The following is a 16,623-nucleotide window of genomic DNA, read 5'->3' on the forward strand; positions in this document are numbered from 1 at the left end:
ACTAATGCGATGTACTATAAAGCCCCGGTCCTGCTTTTCACCTACAGGAAGCCGCAATTCCTAGAAGAGATCTTCCAGGCTATCAAGCAATACTCACCTCCTCGGTTGTACATTGCCAGCAATCTGCATGCCTGCGAGGAAGAAAGAGCTGTTGTTGAATCAATAAGAAGAACCATAAGAAAGTGGGAACTACCCGGTGAAATATTACTCCTGTGCCAAGATAAACACCTGCTCATCAATGAGTCTATCCATAGCGGCCTTGATCATGTATTCAGCATTGAAGAAGCGGCTATTATTCTGGAGGACGATACTGTGCCCTCAGCATCGTTTTTCTCTTTCTGTAACACAATGCTTGGGCATCACTGGAACAGCCCCGAGATTGGCAGCATCGTGGGCTGTAATCTTGGCGCTATAGATGATGACCAGGCAGCCTACCAGGTGCCTTTTGCCATTTTCTACTGGGGGTGGGCTACATGGGCAAAGACATGGCAAGCCCTGCGGGACACACCACTGCCCTTTGGGCAACACGACAACGGTGTGGTGGATAAACTGCAAGACCCTAACAGCATATTGATTCCTTTCCTCCAGCGATTGGATGATCGCTGTACCTGGGATGTACGCTGGGGATGGCAGCAAACATTACATGGCCTACACACAGTTTTGCCTGGAAAGAATATGGTTACCAATAAGGGATTTGTGCTGGAGGGATCCTATATTCGTTTCACTGACTCGGCACTCAACAGCTTGCCCTGCAATGACATGAACACCGAAGCATTAAAGCGAGTAATGCACGCCGAACATTCTGCCTGCTACGAACAACGCACGGCGGCGATGCTGACAGAAATTCTGCTATCCCGTAGCGAGCTGGATTACTACGCCAGTCTTGCCAACTAATCCTGAGAGCGGATGGTTTTAACAATCCTCAAGCCTTGCCCCGGCCTGTGCAGCGAACGGCATCGGCGGGCCAATATGCTGGCCCCCAGCAACAGCACTGCCGCGATGCCCAGCCCCAACACCGCCATGTTCCATCCTCTTTCGTTAAGCAGCATAGCCAGAGACATCAGCGCCAGGCTGAACACCAGCAAGCCCCGAGGAAGATGTAAGGAGTACCAAGCCGAGCGTGCCGCAAAGCACAGTAGTCGGGGCAGCGTATAGGACGAGGCGTTGTACTTTCGGGAGTGATGCGGGGTATCGACAAGGCTGGCGCCGGGTGCTGACCAGGAAAAAGCTTCATCAATACTGAAAATCCGTTCGCTGTCAGACCTGACCTGGACATCGAAAAACGTTCGCTCCAGCGCACGAAACGATGACGCTTGCGGCAACGATGTGCCCAAAGGCGCGACCAGCAGACGGCGCATGGTGCCCAGGGCGCGCCGGAACACACCGTGACCGTTACGATTGCTGGCATACACCAGCGGATAGTCTCCATGGGTCAAGGCGCTGAGCAACGCAGGAATCGATTCGGGCGGATGCTGCAGGTCGGCGTCCAGCGTGACCAGATAATCGCCGCAAGCCAGCAGCAAGCCCTGAAGAGTCGCCAGTGACTGGCCGTGATTGCGGTTCAGCCGCACCAGTGTCATATCCAGTTCGGGCATGGCGGCGAGCAATGCTTCTTCGCGCACCCAGATCTCTTCGCGAGAACCATCATCAACGAGGAGGACTTCCAGTGCCCAGGATTGCCGGTGAGCGGTTGCCTGCAAGCGTGCCAGCAGCTCGGGCAAGGCATCGGCGTCATTGAAAACCGGAATGATGACAGACACCTTCATGCCGACGAGTCCGGTCTGCCCTGTTCGAATGGCAAAGGGGAGCTGTCGAGTTCCACGTAATCCTTGTAGGTATCGAGACTTTTCCAGAAACCGTCGTGCAGGTACGCGCCCAGCCGACCTTGTGCGGCCAGCTCGGGCAGCGTCTGATGTTCGAAATCCGTGTCGTGGCCCAGCGTCGCGAGCACCTCACGATTCAGCACAAAAAAGCCGCCGTTGGTGCGCTGGGTCATGCGGGGCTTTTCCACAAAGGATTGCACATCGCCCCGTGGGCCGAGTTCCAGCAGGCCGAACGGCAGCCGGGGCTGTACGGCGGTCAGGGTAACGGCCTTGCCGCTGTCGCGATGTCGTGCACACAGTGCCGCAATATCGACATCGGCGATGCCGTCACCGTACGTCACCAGTACTTGATCGTCCTCGTCCAGCATCACCGCGGCCTGGGCAATCCGGGCCCCCGTCGGTGTTTCAGCGCCGGTTTGCAGTACCTGGATATCGGCGCCCGGCACCGATCCGGAACTGGCAAAGGCGCGGAACGCGGCTTCATGGTGCCCCACCAGCAGGATAAATGACGACACACCATAACGCTGATAATGGGCGATGATGTGTGCCAGTATCGGTTGGCCATGCACGGTAATCAGCGGCTTGGGCGTGGCATCCAGATTGCCGTGCAACCGCAGTGCATGACCACCGCACAGAATGACGGCCTTCATGTGCGCTTTCCGGCCTTGTCGACTTGTGAGGAAATATAACGCGCAAACAAGGGGTAGGTCAGGGACAGCGACCCGTACAAAGGTTTGCTGAGCACCCGCGCCAGTCTGCAGCGGCTGAGCATGCGCGCCGCGCTTTGCCGATAAGTCTGCGCGACATCCAGATCCGCCAGAATGGCGGCGGCAACCAGTTGCCCGGTCAACACCGCACCGTAAATGCCTTCACCGGTATGGGCATGTGCAAAGCCCCCGGCGTCGCCCGCGAACAATGCACGTCCGCTACTCATGCGCGACCCGGTGCAATCAATGCCGAGGGGAAAGCCACGAATCTCCGTCAGCCGCTGTGTGCCGAGCACTTTGTTGGCATAGGCATAAAGGTTTCGCCGATTGATGCCGGCGGCAAACCGGCTGCTGGACGTATAAAGCCCGACATTGACGTGATCTCCTTTGGGAAACACCCAGGCATAGCCGCCCGGCACCACGCCGAAGTCCACCCACGTGGGCGCTGCCGCGTCGGCGAAAACATGTTCGGCGTCCACGTCTGCCTCGATCGAAAGCGCCTGAAGGCGCGTATTCTCGTGTATCAGCTGGCGGCGAGTAGGACTGCCCGCGCCATCCGCCGCGACCACGTAGCGGCTATGCAGGGTAAAGTCCCTGTAGCGGATGGTGACGCGCTGTGCATCCTGGGTCACGGTGTGCGGGCCCGGACAGATGAACAGCGGGCAGCCGGTGGCCTCGACAGCACGAAAGCCCAGTTCGTCAAACTCGCTGCGCCGGGTCATGGCGAACACCGGGCGCTGGGCCACGGCTGTCACCGGCTGATTGAAACAATGGCTGACCTGCATGGCGGACACCTGGACACGAATCGCCGGTGCGGGATCATACTTCAGCAGACGGAGCGTGCCGTCTGACAGGCCGCCCGCGCAGGCCTTCTGTCGCGGAAACGCCTGCCGGTCGATCACGGCAATCCGCGCGCCGCCGCGCATCAGGTCCAGCGCGGCCGACACGCCAGCCGGGCCGGCGCCGATCACCACCGCATCAAAAAGGGTTTCTTTCAACGTCTGCGCCCCTGAATGTGCCCTGATCAGTCCTGGCGACTGAAACGTATGACCGCATTGCCCGATATATCGGGAAAATCCGGATGAATGTCGTTGTCCTGCAGGATCTGCGTGGAAAAACCCTGTTGTTCGAAAATACGAATAAATTCATCTTGCGACCGGGTCTGCGGTACCCAGCGATGGTATTCCACCACATAGTGCCTTGCCTTGCGCAGCGCCTGGCCTTCGGCAAGCCGCTCCACGATATCACACTCGCCGCCCTCGATATCCAGTTTGATCAGGTCGATGTCGCCCAACTCGTTGACCACGCGCAGCACGTCGGCGCCCTGCACGGTCAGCGGGCGGTTGGCCCGTGCGTTGGGATACAGCGACGCGACGGGAATTTCCATGCCCGGGGCCGAGAAGCCATAGAACGCCCGCGGACCGTCTTGTCGACCGAGTGCTTGTGCACGGATTTCCACATCCGTGAGGGCATGCAGGGCCACGTTGGCATGGGCCAGGTGAACATAAGCGGGTTCCGGCTCATACGCGACGATCCGCGCTTGCGGATAGCGGCGTTTGAAGTACAGGATGCTGAGGCCGATATTGGCGCCGCCGTCGAGGATGACAGGAGCCGACTTGTCGGTGTCGAACGCATAGAGCTCGTCGTCAAAGATCTCGTTGGCCAGGAAGCGGTTCATCTGATCATGATAATCGCTGAAAAACGACAGCGAGTTGCCCTGGTGGGGGTGGTGAAGATAATGGGGGGTCATGTTTTTTTCACCAGCACCGAGAAAGACGAAAAACGTTGCAGGCTGACTTCATCGGCCAAAGATCGCTCGTGGATAAAATCTTCGGTGGCCTCACGACAATGGACCAGGTCCAGAAAATAATCATCGATCACGATAATGCCACCGGGGAGTACCCGGTCATAGCACTTCGAGAGAGCCGCCCGGGTCGGCTCGTAAAAATCCACGTCAATATGCAAAAAGGACAGCGGCGGCAGGGTCACGCCAGCGTTGTCATCGGTGATATCGCAGCGGATAACGCGAGTGCTGTCCTGGTGACCGAAGCGTCTCAGGAGCTGCCGTGCGTGGGTTTCGTTATCCATGGGCGCGCCGCCGCCCAACGCCTGCACGAATGCGCGATCCCCGGGCCTGGACAGCGCTTCGGCATCCAGCTCGGAGAAGGCATCAAAAAGATGCAGCAGGCGATCGCCCAGGCCCAGATCATCCATCAGGGCGCGCAGGAACAGCGCGCCGCCACCGCGCCAGACACCCACCTGTGCCCAGTCGCCGCCCGGCGGCAGATTAAAGTCGCCGGCTTCCTGCAACATGGCCTCAAAAAAATCACGCGTCAGGAGCGTATGCGGCGGGAACTGCGGCAGCACGGCCTGCATCGCTTCCAGCGATGGCAGGGCTTGCAGATCCAGTGGCGACAGCCACGTCATGGCCTCGCGGGCTTGGGCCAGATCAGGCATCGGCGGCCAGCTTTTCGAGCAGCCGGTCGAGGGCAAAGGAATCACGGAAGTAGACGCCCTCCCCCGGCTCGAAATAATGAATGGAGCGGACATCCGAGCCCAGATAGCGGCCCGGGGATACCGGGATCAGGCCCAGTTCACGGGTCACCCAGGCGTGCATGGCCAGAAAGGCCGGGGAACCGGTGCGCGCCAGATAGCCTTCGGTCTCGTCCACGCTGGTCATGGCGGCGAGGATCTTTTTCCTGTGCTGGAAGGTGGAGTATTCCAGCAGATTGACCGCGTCGGGCCGGGTTTCCATGGCAAAGCGTTGCAGCAGGGTTTCGATGTTCCGGCGCTGCTTCAGGATGTAGTAATGCTTGCGGTAGCGCTTCTGGCCCGAGGCTTCAATGGCCAGATAATCGTCGACCACCTTGTCCTCGTGTTCCAGCCCCGGCTGATCAATGGCCGGATTGAGATCGCCCGGCATGCGCATGCCGAAGGTGTACATCGGTGGTTCCGTCAGAGCCAGCTTCTTCACCAGCACAAAGCCCATGCTGTCCGGGGTATAGACGCGGCTGTCCCGGTAGGTCGCGTAAGCGTCCAAGATGGCGTCGGAGCACGGGAAAAAACCGCTAAAGTGGCTAGCCGGGACCTGTCTGAAGCCCGTCACATAGAACTTGGCGTTGATTAGCCGGTCGCCGGCATAATTGATGCCCAGGTAACTGCAGAAGGGGTAGCCCGGATGATAGAGCGCCTCGCGAGACTGCCGTATGAAAGACTGCGCCGCATAAGAGCGAATCAATGCCATCAGGTCGCGTAGCATGTGATGTGCCTTCTTCTTGGATTATGCATTCCGACCATGGCACATGGTGCGCCCAGTACATGCTATTGTCAATTCTGATATTCAAGCGCTTTGATCAAGCGACGTCCGGATCGGTTGCTGCCTCCTCCTCTTTGGAACCGAATTTCGGGCCAGTCACCGAATTACCGATCATTGGCGCCTCCGATTGTTTGGTAGCCGTGGCCCCACGGTTTCGGAGCCGGTGTTTTTCAAGATAGTTGTCACTGTTTTCATGCTAAGCCGCTTGCTTCATAAGCTGTTCCTTTTCCGGGTTCAACGTCGTCGGCCCGACAGGCTCGCAGTTTCTGACGGGGCGTGTACCCCAACGTGACGGCATGCTCTGTTTGGCCTGCTCCAGCACCCGCTTGCGCCGCTCCAGCAGCACAGTATCTTCACCGTTATGCCGCTGTTCCGGCGTCACGAAGCGCAGCTTGCTGTGCCGATGCTCGGTGTTGTACCAGCGAACGAACCGATCCACCCATAGCCGAGTATCATCCAGCGAGGTGAAGCCACGGGAAGGCCACTGGGGACGGTACTTCAGTACCCGGAACAGCGATTCAACGAAGGCGTTGTCGTTGCTGACACGGGGGCGGCTGTACGAGGGCAGTACGCCCAACTCCTCCAGCTTGGCCTTCATGGTCTGCGCCTTCATCGGCGCACCGTTATCCGAGTGCAGCACCAGCGGCTGGTGCAGGCACTGCTCACGCAACTGGCTACGTTGCAGGAGCTGGGCGGCATACTCGCCACTCTCCGTCTCATGGACTTCGTAACCAACGATCTTGCGGCTGTAGAGATCCTCGAACAGGTACAGGTAATAGAACTGCCCACGCACCGTCGAAGGGCAGTAGGTAATGTCCCAGCACCAGACTTCGCAGGGGCCGCTGGCTGTGTGAGTCGTCGGCGCCGGACTGAGCCTGGGCGCCAGTGACCGTCCCCGATGATGTTGAAGATTCTCAATACAATCTACGACGCGCCAGGGCACTGGCGCAACATACTGAAATTCTCGGAACACCATCTCAGCCATGCTGCCAGTGCCTTTTATCCCTCACCGTATGAAGAAGCCGCCATTATCACGATAGATGGCGTCGGCGAATGGACAACCACCTCAATACACCATGGGCAAGGCAAAACCGTTCAACCCCTGGCTGAAATACATTTCCCACATTCTCTCGGGCTTTTATATTCTGCCTTCACACAATACCTCGGCTTCAAGGTGAACTCTGGCGAATACAAGGTCATGGGGCTGGCATCATACGGCAAACCGGTCTACGCCGGGCTCATAAAGAGCAAACTGGTTTATCTGGAGCAGGATGGCACATTCCGCTGCCGAATTCTCATCAAATATAGATCGATATACATTTACATCTGAAACACTCATACCATCCAGATTGACCGAAGTCAAATAGTACTCTTCTTCATCGTCTATTTTTGCCAATGCGTGGCCGACCTCAAAAAAAGAAGAGGACATATCCAAAACTGATGAAAGCTTGTTATCCGGGTACATCTTTGGGTAATAAAAGTAGAACTCAACGGAATACCTGCCCTCCTCCCTCCTAATTCCCCAAAGAGATTTGTTTATTCCTTGGACGCTGCGAACTGTATTAGCAAACTCCATAGCTGCTCCATCAATTTCTAGACGGAGGACAGCCTCAGGAAAAATAGCAGAATGGGGCAAAGATAGGCCGTCAATGTTATCAGGCCAATATTCAAAGAATTTAATATCGAAATACCGACCATCTGACCGAAAAAAATCAGTCATTTTATTTCTCCGAAAATCTTTCAATGAAATCCTAGTGATGGTGTTAACCATTTTCTTAATAGAGGCGATCTCATAGAGCCCAAACCCAGATGCGCAAACAAGTTAGCACAGTGCGCACCTACAAAAAAGGCCTAATTCATTGTAATTCTGCCTTGCCAAAGTGCGCCGCTGTCGCGTATCATCTTATCCTTTCACCGGTTAATAGGAAATCCATCGCATTTGATGGAAATAGCAATAACATCTACCCAAAGATTGGAACAATGAACGTAGCCATCACCGGGGGAAGCGGTTTCATTGGCAGCCACCTCACCCGCCATCTTTCCAAAAGCCAGAATATAGTAACGCGGCTAGATTGGCGCCATCTAATCATGTCCGGACGGCCTTCCCAAACGGTTGAAGACGTGCTCAAGAGTCAGGATATCGTGATTCACACCGCAGCCATTGCCCATGACACTCACAACTACTCTCCAGAGAAACTTTACCAAGCAAATCATTTGCTCACAAAGGAGCTGGCCAAACTCGCTGTTAAAACGAGCATTAAGAGAGTCATATACCTCAGCACGGCCTATGTGCATGGAACCCACGCCAGCGAACCGGTCAACGAAGAAAGCTCTCTTCGCCCCAATTCGTACTACGCTGAGTCAAAGTTACTGGGGGAGATGGCTCTGAAAGACGCCATCAAAGGTAGCACAACCACCTACACTATCATCCGGCCTCCTCCTGTATACGGGCCAGACGCTCCCGGAAACTTCGGGAAGCTTAAGAGCTCGATTAAGAATGGCGTCATTTTTCCGTACGCCCACAAGGCAGAAAAGCGAAGTTATATTTCGATTGAAAATCTCATTGCCTTCATTCTTCACTCTCTGACATGTAAAATGGCGGAGAATCAAACATACCTCGTTTCTGACAAAGTCTCCATGGCCTTTCCGGATATCCTCAGGCGATGCGCCTGCGAAACGGGCGGGCATCATCTCCGGCTTCTCCCGCTTCCCGCCTTCATGATGAAAATCCCAATGACCCTCATGGGAAGAAGCGAGCTTTACAGATCATTGTTTGAAAGATTTGAGATCAATCAAGAGAAGGCAATAAGGACAAACTGGATACCAGGATGAGAATAATAAACCGTATAGCAGATTACTTTGCCCTGATTCCGGCAAGTTGGAACTGGCCCGAGGTCGAGGTACAACACTTCCCGGCCAGGAAGGGAGGAGGCACATCATGCGACCTGTCGATCAATATCATTACAACAACCGACCCAAACGGAAGAAACATCCTCAAACTGCTTGATACCGCCGACCGAATAGCTGGCCAGTCACGAATTGATTATCACGTCACTATAATGGAAGATCTCAAGTTCTGGCCTGTTCAGGAAAAACCCGACCTTTACAGAAAACACCTGAACATTCACCTTATTCGCTATAAAGGAATCCTCACGCAGCAAAAGGCTCTTGTTCTTGGTTCACTACTTTCCCCCAAGCATGAAGCTGAGGTAGTGATTGATCCTGATATGCATCGAAGTCTGAGACACATCGAACCAGCCATGAGCAGACTTGAAAAAGGCAATCGTATCATCCATTTTTCGCGCCCGGACAGAAAGGAAGGCGGAATCCTGAGACAAGTGGCGTCTTATGTTTACACTAAGCTTTTCTGCTTCTTCGGCAGGCTAACCATTAAAGACGCCAACACACCCATGGTCATGTATCAAGGCAAGCAGCTTTCAGAGGCGACAGCAAGGCCGGCAGGGAGAATCAATCCGAGGATATACGCTTATATAACGAACAGAAGCGCAATCCACTCCATCCAGCTTCCTGAAACTGGCGAGCCGCACAAATCACACTACAAAGTTGTGCCGCTTGTGCGGATATTCATCGGCCAAATAATGAGCGCTTTTATTATAAGGTTATTTATACTTACCAATCTGGATAAATAAACTCCAACTCATCTTCACCTATACGCAGAAACTGCTCCAGATCATCACCAAACCGGGGAAATATGGTTAACCTCTCCGGCGGAGAGCTTTCGGTATAAGAAATCTCATACACCCTGAATCGAGGGTTCGAGTAAGCCTCTGGAAGGCCATACAAAGCGAGACTTCCCACGAACAGCGCCCTGGGCGCCCCCTCCTTGCTTTCAGGCAAGGAAGACACAGCGAAGAATCCGCTTCTTGGAGCATCGGGCGACATGCAGAAAAACCGGTTCTGGAACGCGATATAAACGCTCAACGTTCTGAAGGGCGCGAAACAGACCCTTACATCCCGTCGCACCTCCTGCGGGTCCAGATAGTAAAAGAAATCATGATCTTGAACGATCAGCCACGAAAATTCTTCATTTTCATCAAGGAAAGCCTCTACCCTGCGTGCCATGTCGGCTCCATATCGTGACGAGTCAAAGTGCACCGGGCCCCATGTAGGCATGGCCGCAATATGATGGCCGGTAGGCCATCGGCGCTCAGCCATGAACGCTGACCGGAATGCATCGACTTGGCCAAAGTTCTCAAGCAGCACAAACAAGATCAGGGCCGGGACCAGCTTAGGACCTGCTGAAAACTGCCTGACACGATCAAGAGAAACCGCAACCCCGGCTACCATAATTGGCAGGCAAGGAGTGAGGAAACGAGGCTCATAACCCTGTAATGGCATGACCACAGCCACATAGAATGCGATCCATACAAAAAGCGAACTGTATAGCGGCCAGAGCTTCCACCAGGAAAGCCATACACCATGGAGAAAGAAAAGGACCAATATCGGATTCAGCGTAACAGGAATAGCCAACCAGCCCCGTTCAAAAATTGGCGAAGGTAAAGCCGGATACAGTTTTGTGATGGTAAAATGGAGAGCCAGATACTCATCCAGCCTTCCCCCATAGCTGTAAAGAAGCCACAAAAAATACACGAAACCTGGCAGGCCAAGGGCAACGAAATGCCACCACAACCTTCTTTTCACAAAGTAGAGAAAGAAGGGCAATAGCATGAAAAACCCTTCCGGCTGAATCAGCGGCATCAAGGAAGCCAGCAGGCACAGCATTTTCCAATGTGACTTGATATAACAGTACACCACCAGACTAACCACCGCCGTCAGCAAGCTTTCCCCGAAAAAGCTCATTGCAACGACTACAAACAGCGGCATAAAGACCAGCAATGTCAAAGACAGTAACGCACTGAACTTGCTGATTTTAATCGAGAGACAGGCCTGATAAAGAAATGCCGCGCCAAGCAGGTTCACTGCAACGCCAGTCAAGCGCATCAAGGAAATATCTCCCCCCATCAGGAAAGAAATACCTCCCTTGTAAAGGAGATCTACAGGCAGCACATAAACCCAGCTCCACAGCGTACTACTTGACCAAGCCGCCCGCCCTTCGTAGTAGCGGTAGGCGTCGTCGATATGAAAGATTCGTCCTCCTTCTATAAAATCGAAGGGGTAAAACGTATCCATCGGGTAGGCATGAAGGAGCAGCCAGGCGGTTACAGCAAAAGAAACAACCAAAAGCCCAAGTGCTGGAATTTGCTGCTTAACCTTCATCAGATTTAAACCAGTCAGAAAAAGCACGCCGAATGTCGGAGATTGTTACAGGTTCGCGCGCCTCAATATCCAGTGATGGAGTTTTTGATGCTCGATATGAAAAAAGATAGAGGCTGCTCGGCAAGCTGCCGAAGTGCCACGTATATGGATAACCTCTCAGGGGCATCCTGTCTACATACAGCACCCGCCGTTCACTGGTACGGAAATCCGGTTCACCGAGATCAAGGTAGCGATGCATCCGATCACCGGCATGAATAATGAACACCTGCCCATTCATCAAAAGCTGGAAAGCCACATTATTGGTGGCGGGATAACCCACAACAAGGCCAGGAGGCAATCGATCAGGATCAAGATAGTAGTAGAGAAAGACATCATAAATCACTAGCGTATCAATGCCTTTATCCTGATCCAGCAGGTCATATATCCTGTTTGCCATCTCCTGACGACTGGAAAGCACCCCTGGGTCATGGCTGCGAAACACCTTGTTCAACTGCCCACTTGCCAGCCACGAGACTGCCTGGCCAACACCATGTTCGGAAATGGCATGCCTAAGCGGCAATATCAACTGGACATGGGCCATAATAGAAAATAGCGCCACAGCCGTCACCACAGCGCCTGATACATAGTGGGCCGGTCGAGTCCGCTTGAGTATGCCCATGAACCAGGCAAAGAACGAAGCCCACAAAAACGCCAACACCGGTAATGCACCATAGGCATAACGTTCCTCATAGCCCGCCAAGCCAAGAAGCACCAGCACAAACAGATATAGTATCCAGACCAACATGCCCAGCAAGATCGGCCACAGTGCTCTTGCCGGGCGATAGAGGAAGCCCGCAAGGGCAGGCAGCAGGAACAGGAGTGAATAACCTTTATGGAGCCATTGCCCCTCAATGGGCGCAACAATTTTGTTCAGGATGATTCTTAGGTCCACCCTCCATTGCCAGTAAAGGCTGATATCCGGATAAAGCGCGTAAAGCAGGTAAAGTGCGTATATGCCTCCCGGGAGTAGGGTCAGTGCGAAAAGGCGCCACATTCCTTCCCTGGAGTAGTAGATCGCCAGCGCCGTAACGATAAAGATTCCTTCGGGACGCAATAGCGGTAATAGACCTGAAACCACCGCAACCCCGGCTAGTCCCTTCTTCACAAACAGCCATAAAAGAAAACAAACTGCCGCACCGAGCCATACTTCACCGTAAAAACTCAATGCCGTAAACGAAAAGCGAGGGTGCAGCACTAAAATGAGTAGTGCCAGCAGCATCACACCGGAAGGGATCCGGATATGCCGCCCGGCTTTCCACAGACAGACCAGCGCGGCAGTGGTGGCCGCTCCGTGTGCAATACGCATCAGGAGCAGATCGCCAGATAAAACCCATGCAAGGAATCCATCCAGAAACAGAGAGCCAGGCAAGACAAAATTATACGTGTAAAGCTCGGGGCTGGAGAAAGCGCTTCTTGCCAGAAAAAAGCGGTAAGCATCATCACCGTAGAAGACGTTATAGCCTTCCATCAGATCAAGAACCCACCAAATCGTCCCCCCGCTAATCAACCAGGCAAGAGATGCATAAAAGAGAAAGACGAGCAACCAGAATGAGCAGAACGCTACATCACGCCCAATCTTTATCGCCAAAGAAGATCGCATATCAGGCAGTAATACTCAGCAGAAACGAGCTCCTCCCCAGCAATTGGGGATCACATCTTGTGCTCCAAGACGAAGATCCTCCAGTGTCATCCCCAACGGAGGCGTCCCACCCGGCACATCGTTCTGAAGATGCATGTTGGGCATGTTCACGTTCATGTAGCCCCCCATAAGGCCTGTCCAGGCCTGGCCAAAGCCCAGATCCAGTGGGTTCTCATTGAAATAGTTCTGAAGCGCCGTGGCGAGTTGCGGGAATGACTGGGTAATATCAACCAGTTCAGACGGTGAGACGTCTCCAAGCTCGACCATATCTTCAAACGACATCCACCAGCCCTGCTGAGCCACATTCGCAGCAGCCGTACCTGGCCACTTTACCGGATCTGACTGGAAAGACAGAGAGAAAGGACTATCAACCTCGATTTTGTGAATGAAGCCAAGGCTCTGATTGAAGGTCGCCGCGAGCTGCAAACCGTTCACACTGCCCTGATTGGCATATACCCAGTAAGGACCACCTGTCAAACCACAAACGGAGCCAATGCAGTCTTCGATATAGGCACGCAACTGTGTTGTTTGGTTACTGTTGGACGATGCGGGGAAAAATATCTGTGGAATAGTCCCCGTCACATCCAGACTTGTGGACGTTTGCCGTCGACCGTTAATAACAGCCCCCTGCGCACTGCTGAACGGTACACTGAGCGACGGCAAATTAATACCCGTTCCTTCCGCCGGGTTCGTTCTGACAACCAAATCACCATCGGCAAATGCTGCATTGATATGCGCGGAAATAAGAAGCTCCGTTTGAAAGGGATCGCCCGGCCCGGCAAAATTCGCCGGTGCTGTCTGTGCCGTGCCGGAAACCGGTGTGGTGGTCATATACCCGCTCAATGAATTGATACCCATTTCATTACCAGCACCGTCATTATGCCCCATCGTCAACAGGCCACTCGCATTTTCAGCACTCAGCCTGAAGCCAACTACCTCCCTGAAGGGAGTGCCGTCATTGTCGATAGCAAACTCAATAAAAGGACGAGTCAGGAGCGCGGATGAATTAGGGCGGCCTTCGTCCCAGCTTGCCCCACTCAGGCTGAGATGATCGATATCGATATCACAGTACTGGCCATTGATGGCGTTTGCTGTGCAACCGAGCTGGAGCTTCTCAATGTTCATGTTGATTTCCATAGCGGCATTCAAACCCGCCCTGTAGAACATGATATCCTGGGAAACTGTCCCTACTTCACCCGGCGTTTTCGCCATTTGCATCAGAGCCTGTCCCGATACCTCTGACATTTCATTCTCCGTCAGCTCAACCATTGCCGGCACACTTGAGAATATGCCCAAAAGAGCAATACTCATGAAGCCGGACAGTAGCAAACCAACGCGGCCAAGCTGGGCCCGTGACAAGGATTGCGTTGCACGCCGCCGGTTTGAGAAAAGTGTCTGCTGTTGTGAAACAGATAATCCAGGCAATATACTCCGGATCAGGGCGGCAGGATTCCAATACCCCCCCCCATCCCAGCCAGCGGTAACCGTGACAACTCGAATAGTCATTGACCTGCGCATCACATCACTCATGGTGTAAAGGGAACCGCCGCAGTCTGCGGCTCAAGGGTAATGCTGGAGTAGATCTGGGCAGAGGGAATGGCAATGCTGCCCAGGTTATCGGGACCTAGCATGAGGTTGTCGATCATCATCGGTCGACCGAAATCGCTGACATTCATGCGGGCATTCCAGTCTTGTGTTCCTGACTTCGCTGCTTCGCCAATCAGAATGTCATTGGAGATCTTCAAGGCTGGGTTAGCATCAAGGCCGCTACTGCCTCGTTCTCCACTGCCGATAATATCCACTTTGCCATTCTCAAAGGCGATATCACCGTGGATGTTGGCCAGCTTAACAGCGGCGTCTGGCTGGCTGGGTTCCGCCAGGGACAGGTAGGTGCCGCAACTCTGGAGACCTGTGCTCCCACAGGTCTCCAGCGTGGTAACACCGTTAATAATGCCGCTGGTTCGGTCACCGTGTTCAAGGCGCAAAGCGCCGCTGTAGCCGAGATAGTTGCTGCCAGCCGGGGAGTTCGGGTCAGCCGGAGAAAAGCGCAGGTTCACCATGCCTTCCAGATTCATGTCGAGATCGGCACCGATAACGGTTTGCGGTTTGCTGGCATCACCGTAATCCTCATGTTCCGGCAGCAGGCCGCCGCCGAAAGTGGCGCGGTAGTTGAAGCGGGCATCGGCGGAGTAGAAGTCGAGACCGCCTGAATGGAAATCAGTGATTTTCCCTGCCCCGTCCCGGTCGGCGGTCTTCACGGCAATGCGAACATCTTTACCGGCGACGATAAAGCTGGAGTCGATAAAGCCGATGCCCATCTGCGCCTCGGTATCGGCAATCATCAGGTGGGTGCCGTGGTCCCAATTGTTACCTTGCATGGTCGCATCATTGACATCAAAGGTCTGTGAGCGGACCAGCAGGTCGGCACGGAGCCCGGCATCGGCACCGGCGCCATCCGGGTAAAGATAGATATTAGCGTCCAGATTGGCCAAGGCATAGATCAGGCCCCAGTCGAATTCACGAATTGTAGTGGTGCCGTTGGCATCGGTTTCCAGATACCGCACCTTGTTGGAATAGGCCTGCAACTGGCCATCGCGCACCAGTACGGCCAGGGCGCCGTCGGCGCTGGGTTCGATACCGATTTCTACCGTTTCGCAATCGCTGGTGCCCCGGCACAGCCACTCCAGGGTATGCGGAGCGATATCACTAACGCCGTCGTTCACCACATCGATGGCGATCAACGGGAAGTAATGGGGCGAGGGCTTCGCTGCGGTGCGAGCGCCCCACATCCTCCAATCACCCAGTTCGAATTTCACGCTGGAGAGATCACTGCTGCCGACGGTAGCGGTTTCACCCAACCGCCAGACAAACTCTTCACCCATCGGGTCACCGCTGGTGACGTAGTCCCACTGCGAGCTGAAGCGCAGGCCCTGACTGTACTGGCTGTAAGGATCATCGCCATCAGCCCAGGCGCCACCGGCCATAAATCTGATTTCCGCATCGCGGATGCTGCCGTCCCAGCCGAAGTGCATCAGGCCGTAGGTGTTTTGTTCATCGGCCTGGTCACCGGGAACGTATTCCTGGATCACGAATTCCTGATCCGGATTACCTATATCGGTGGAACGACCCAGGGCGAATTCGAAATCCAGCGTCAGGTTGATCAGGTCGGATTCTGCCAATGTGGCAGCCGGGGCGCCCGGGGTGCCGGTGCGCTGCACAATGCCCTGGCTATCGATACCGATAGTGCCCTCCGGCACCTCCCATTTCAGATTGAAATCACGCATGACCAGCCAGGCGTTGCTGTCACCGCCCTGGCGATAGAACAGGTTCGCGTTATTGATTTCGCCATAGAGCCGGGCCTGATCGTAATCAATGTTGAACAAGCCCTGGTTCTGCATTTCGATGCCACCTTCAAAATCGAAGGCCCAGGTCCCCATGGAGTCTGTGCTGTTGCCGGTCGGAATAGTAAGCGAGTCGGTCCGCAAGCGAATGCGGTTATCGGTGTACAGTGAGACCCCCAGCATGCCCTCGCCTTCACTGTTGCTGCCGATATCCAGTTCAAAGGTAGCGGCGGCAACATTGGCGCCGGCAAGACCACCATCGGCGTTGACCCCTGTGAGAGTGATATCGTTAAGGCTCAACCTGGATTCGTGGGGAAGCCCTTTGTCGGTCTCCAGCACCAGGGCATCAGCATGCCAGCCGGAAGGGGCCTGAATATTGACGGCCAAGCCGTCCCGGCCGCTGACGCTGGCCATTTCACTGTCATTCAGAGGCTGCATGGCAAAGGCAGTGGCGCTGGTGGCGAAGCCACAAAGCAGGCTGAGCGTGGCCGCGTTTTTTGTTGTTTTGCGTTGCGCCATT

Annotated in this window: 15 protein-coding genes and 1 pseudogene; 4 read left to right on the forward strand and 12 right to left on the reverse strand. The window is 54.5% G+C overall.

Annotated elements, in window-relative coordinates; all coding sequences use genetic code 11:
- Nucleotides 1-9: 9 nt before the first annotated feature.
- Nucleotides 10-894, forward strand: a complete 885-nt coding sequence (locus MU846_RS01515) for a hypothetical protein (RefSeq protein WP_246947547.1) — start codon at nt 10-12, stop codon at nt 892-894.
- Here MU846_RS01515 and MU846_RS01520 read toward each other — a convergent pair.
- From MU846_RS01520 to MU846_RS01550, 7 genes and pseudogenes are all read right to left on the reverse strand, one after another.
- Nucleotides 891-1,766: a glycosyltransferase gene (locus MU846_RS01520; RefSeq protein WP_246947548.1), complete on the reverse strand. Its 876-nt coding sequence runs from the start codon at nt 1,764-1,766 to the stop codon at nt 891-893. The two genes, MU846_RS01515 and MU846_RS01520, sit on opposite strands and share 4 nt — an antisense overlap.
- Nucleotides 1,763-2,473, reverse strand: coding sequence for a sugar phosphate nucleotidyltransferase (locus MU846_RS01525; RefSeq protein WP_246947553.1), 711 nt, complete (start codon nt 2,471-2,473; stop codon nt 1,763-1,765). The genes MU846_RS01520 and MU846_RS01525 overlap by 4 nt, the downstream gene beginning before the upstream one ends.
- Nucleotides 2,470-3,528: a geranylgeranyl reductase family protein gene (locus MU846_RS01530; RefSeq protein WP_246947556.1), complete on the reverse strand. Its 1,059-nt coding sequence runs from the start codon at nt 3,526-3,528 to the stop codon at nt 2,470-2,472. Before MU846_RS01530 ends, MU846_RS01525 begins: the two co-directional genes overlap by 4 nt.
- Nucleotides 3,529-3,554: 26 nt before the next feature.
- Nucleotides 3,555-4,280, reverse strand: coding sequence for an FkbM family methyltransferase (locus tag MU846_RS01535; RefSeq protein ID WP_246947557.1), 726 nt, complete (start codon nt 4,278-4,280; stop codon nt 3,555-3,557).
- On the reverse strand, nt 4,277-4,987 hold the full coding sequence (locus tag MU846_RS01540; protein WP_246947559.1) for a TylF/MycF/NovP-related O-methyltransferase: 711 nt from the start codon (nt 4,985-4,987) through the stop codon (nt 4,277-4,279). Before MU846_RS01540 ends, MU846_RS01535 begins: the two co-directional genes overlap by 4 nt.
- Complete coding sequence (locus MU846_RS01545; protein WP_246947561.1) at nt 4,980-5,789, reverse strand: hypothetical protein; 810 nt, start codon at nt 5,787-5,789, stop codon at nt 4,980-4,982. The genes MU846_RS01540 and MU846_RS01545 overlap by 8 nt, the downstream gene beginning before the upstream one ends.
- 253 nt (nt 5,790-6,042) lie before the next feature.
- Nucleotides 6,043-6,753: pseudogene (locus MU846_RS01550) on the reverse strand (transposase); the annotation flags it as partial.
- On the opposite strand from MU846_RS01550, the gene MU846_RS01555 reads away from it, so the two are divergent.
- Nucleotides 6,748-7,176: a carbamoyltransferase N-terminal domain-containing protein gene (locus MU846_RS01555; RefSeq protein ID WP_246948261.1), complete on the forward strand. Its 429-nt coding sequence runs from the start codon at nt 6,748-6,750 to the stop codon at nt 7,174-7,176. The pseudogene MU846_RS01550 and the gene MU846_RS01555 overlap by 6 nt on opposite strands.
- Here MU846_RS01555 and MU846_RS01560 read toward each other — a convergent pair.
- Nucleotides 7,057-7,566, reverse strand: a complete 510-nt coding sequence (locus tag MU846_RS01560; protein ID WP_246948302.1) for a hypothetical protein — start codon at nt 7,564-7,566, stop codon at nt 7,057-7,059. The genes MU846_RS01555 and MU846_RS01560 overlap by 120 nt on opposite strands.
- 260 nt (nt 7,567-7,826) lie before the next feature.
- On the opposite strand from MU846_RS01560, the gene MU846_RS01565 reads away from it, so the two are divergent.
- Together MU846_RS01565 and MU846_RS01570 are read left to right on the forward strand one after the other, a co-directional pair.
- Complete coding sequence (locus MU846_RS01565) at nt 7,827-8,678, forward strand: NAD-dependent epimerase/dehydratase family protein (RefSeq protein ID WP_246947563.1); 852 nt, start codon at nt 7,827-7,829, stop codon at nt 8,676-8,678.
- Nucleotides 8,675-9,496, forward strand: coding sequence for a hypothetical protein (locus MU846_RS01570; protein WP_246947572.1), 822 nt, complete (start codon nt 8,675-8,677; stop codon nt 9,494-9,496). Before MU846_RS01565 ends, MU846_RS01570 begins: the two co-directional genes overlap by 4 nt.
- Here the strand turns inward: MU846_RS01570 and MU846_RS01575 are convergent.
- From MU846_RS01575 to MU846_RS01590, 4 genes are read right to left on the reverse strand one after another with little or no spacing between them, the layout of a single operon-like run.
- Nucleotides 9,477-11,084 (reverse strand): hypothetical protein, encoded by a 1,608-nt coding sequence (locus tag MU846_RS01575; RefSeq protein WP_246947574.1) that lies wholly within the window; start codon nt 11,082-11,084, stop codon nt 9,477-9,479. The genes MU846_RS01570 and MU846_RS01575 overlap by 20 nt on opposite strands.
- Entirely contained in the window at nt 11,074-12,711 is a 1,638-nt protein-coding gene (locus tag MU846_RS01580; RefSeq protein ID WP_246947576.1) for a hypothetical protein, read from the reverse strand. The genes MU846_RS01575 and MU846_RS01580 overlap by 11 nt, the downstream gene beginning before the upstream one ends.
- Nucleotides 12,712-12,738: 27 nt before the next feature.
- Entirely contained in the window at nt 12,739-14,292 is a 1,554-nt protein-coding gene (locus tag MU846_RS01585) for a hypothetical protein (protein WP_246947578.1), read from the reverse strand.
- Nucleotides 14,289-16,622, reverse strand: a complete 2,334-nt coding sequence (locus tag MU846_RS01590; protein ID WP_246947580.1) for a DUF6160 family protein — start codon at nt 16,620-16,622, stop codon at nt 14,289-14,291. Before MU846_RS01590 ends, MU846_RS01585 begins: the two co-directional genes overlap by 4 nt.
- Nucleotide 16,623 lies beyond the last annotated feature (1 nt).

It is taken from the genome of Alcanivorax quisquiliarum (genome assembly GCF_023051175.1).
GTDB classification, from domain to species: Bacteria; Pseudomonadota; Gammaproteobacteria; order Pseudomonadales; family Alcanivoracaceae; genus Isoalcanivorax; species Isoalcanivorax quisquiliarum.

What these genes read in the sequence shown, in the direction of transcription:
- MU846_RS01545 (WP_246947561.1), bottom strand. Translation starts at nt 5,789, where the DNA reads ATGCTACGCGACCTGATGGCATTGATTCGCTCTTATGCGGCGCAGTCT.
- MU846_RS01575 (WP_246947574.1), bottom strand. Translation starts at nt 11,084, where the DNA reads ATGAAGGTTAAGCAGCAAATTCCAGCACTTGGGCTTTTGGTTGTTTCT.
- MU846_RS01590 (WP_246947580.1), bottom strand. Translation starts at nt 16,622, where the DNA reads ATGGCGCAACGCAAAACAACAAAAAACGCGGCCACGCTCAGCCTGCTT.
- MU846_RS01555 (WP_246948261.1), top strand. Translation starts at nt 6,748, where the DNA reads ATGTTGAAGATTCTCAATACAATCTACGACGCGCCAGGGCACTGGCGC.
- MU846_RS01540 (WP_246947559.1), bottom strand. Translation starts at nt 4,987, where the DNA reads ATGCCTGATCTGGCCCAAGCCCGCGAGGCCATGACGTGGCTGTCGCCA.
- MU846_RS01565 (WP_246947563.1), top strand. Translation starts at nt 7,827, where the DNA reads ATGAACGTAGCCATCACCGGGGGAAGCGGTTTCATTGGCAGCCACCTC.
- MU846_RS01525 (WP_246947553.1), bottom strand. Translation starts at nt 2,473, where the DNA reads ATGAAGGCCGTCATTCTGTGCGGTGGTCATGCACTGCGGTTGCACGGC.
- MU846_RS01535 (WP_246947557.1), bottom strand. Translation starts at nt 4,280, where the DNA reads ATGACCCCCCATTATCTTCACCACCCCCACCAGGGCAACTCGCTGTCG.
- MU846_RS01585 (WP_246947578.1), bottom strand. Translation starts at nt 14,292, where the DNA reads ATGAGTGATGTGATGCGCAGGTCAATGACTATTCGAGTTGTCACGGTT.
- MU846_RS01570 (WP_246947572.1), top strand. Translation starts at nt 8,675, where the DNA reads ATGAGAATAATAAACCGTATAGCAGATTACTTTGCCCTGATTCCGGCA.
- MU846_RS01560 (WP_246948302.1), bottom strand. Translation starts at nt 7,566, where the DNA reads ATGACTGATTTTTTTCGGTCAGATGGTCGGTATTTCGATATTAAATTC.
- MU846_RS01515 (WP_246947547.1), top strand. Translation starts at nt 10, where the DNA reads ATGTACTATAAAGCCCCGGTCCTGCTTTTCACCTACAGGAAGCCGCAA.
- MU846_RS01520 (WP_246947548.1), bottom strand. Translation starts at nt 1,766, where the DNA reads ATGAAGGTGTCTGTCATCATTCCGGTTTTCAATGACGCCGATGCCTTG.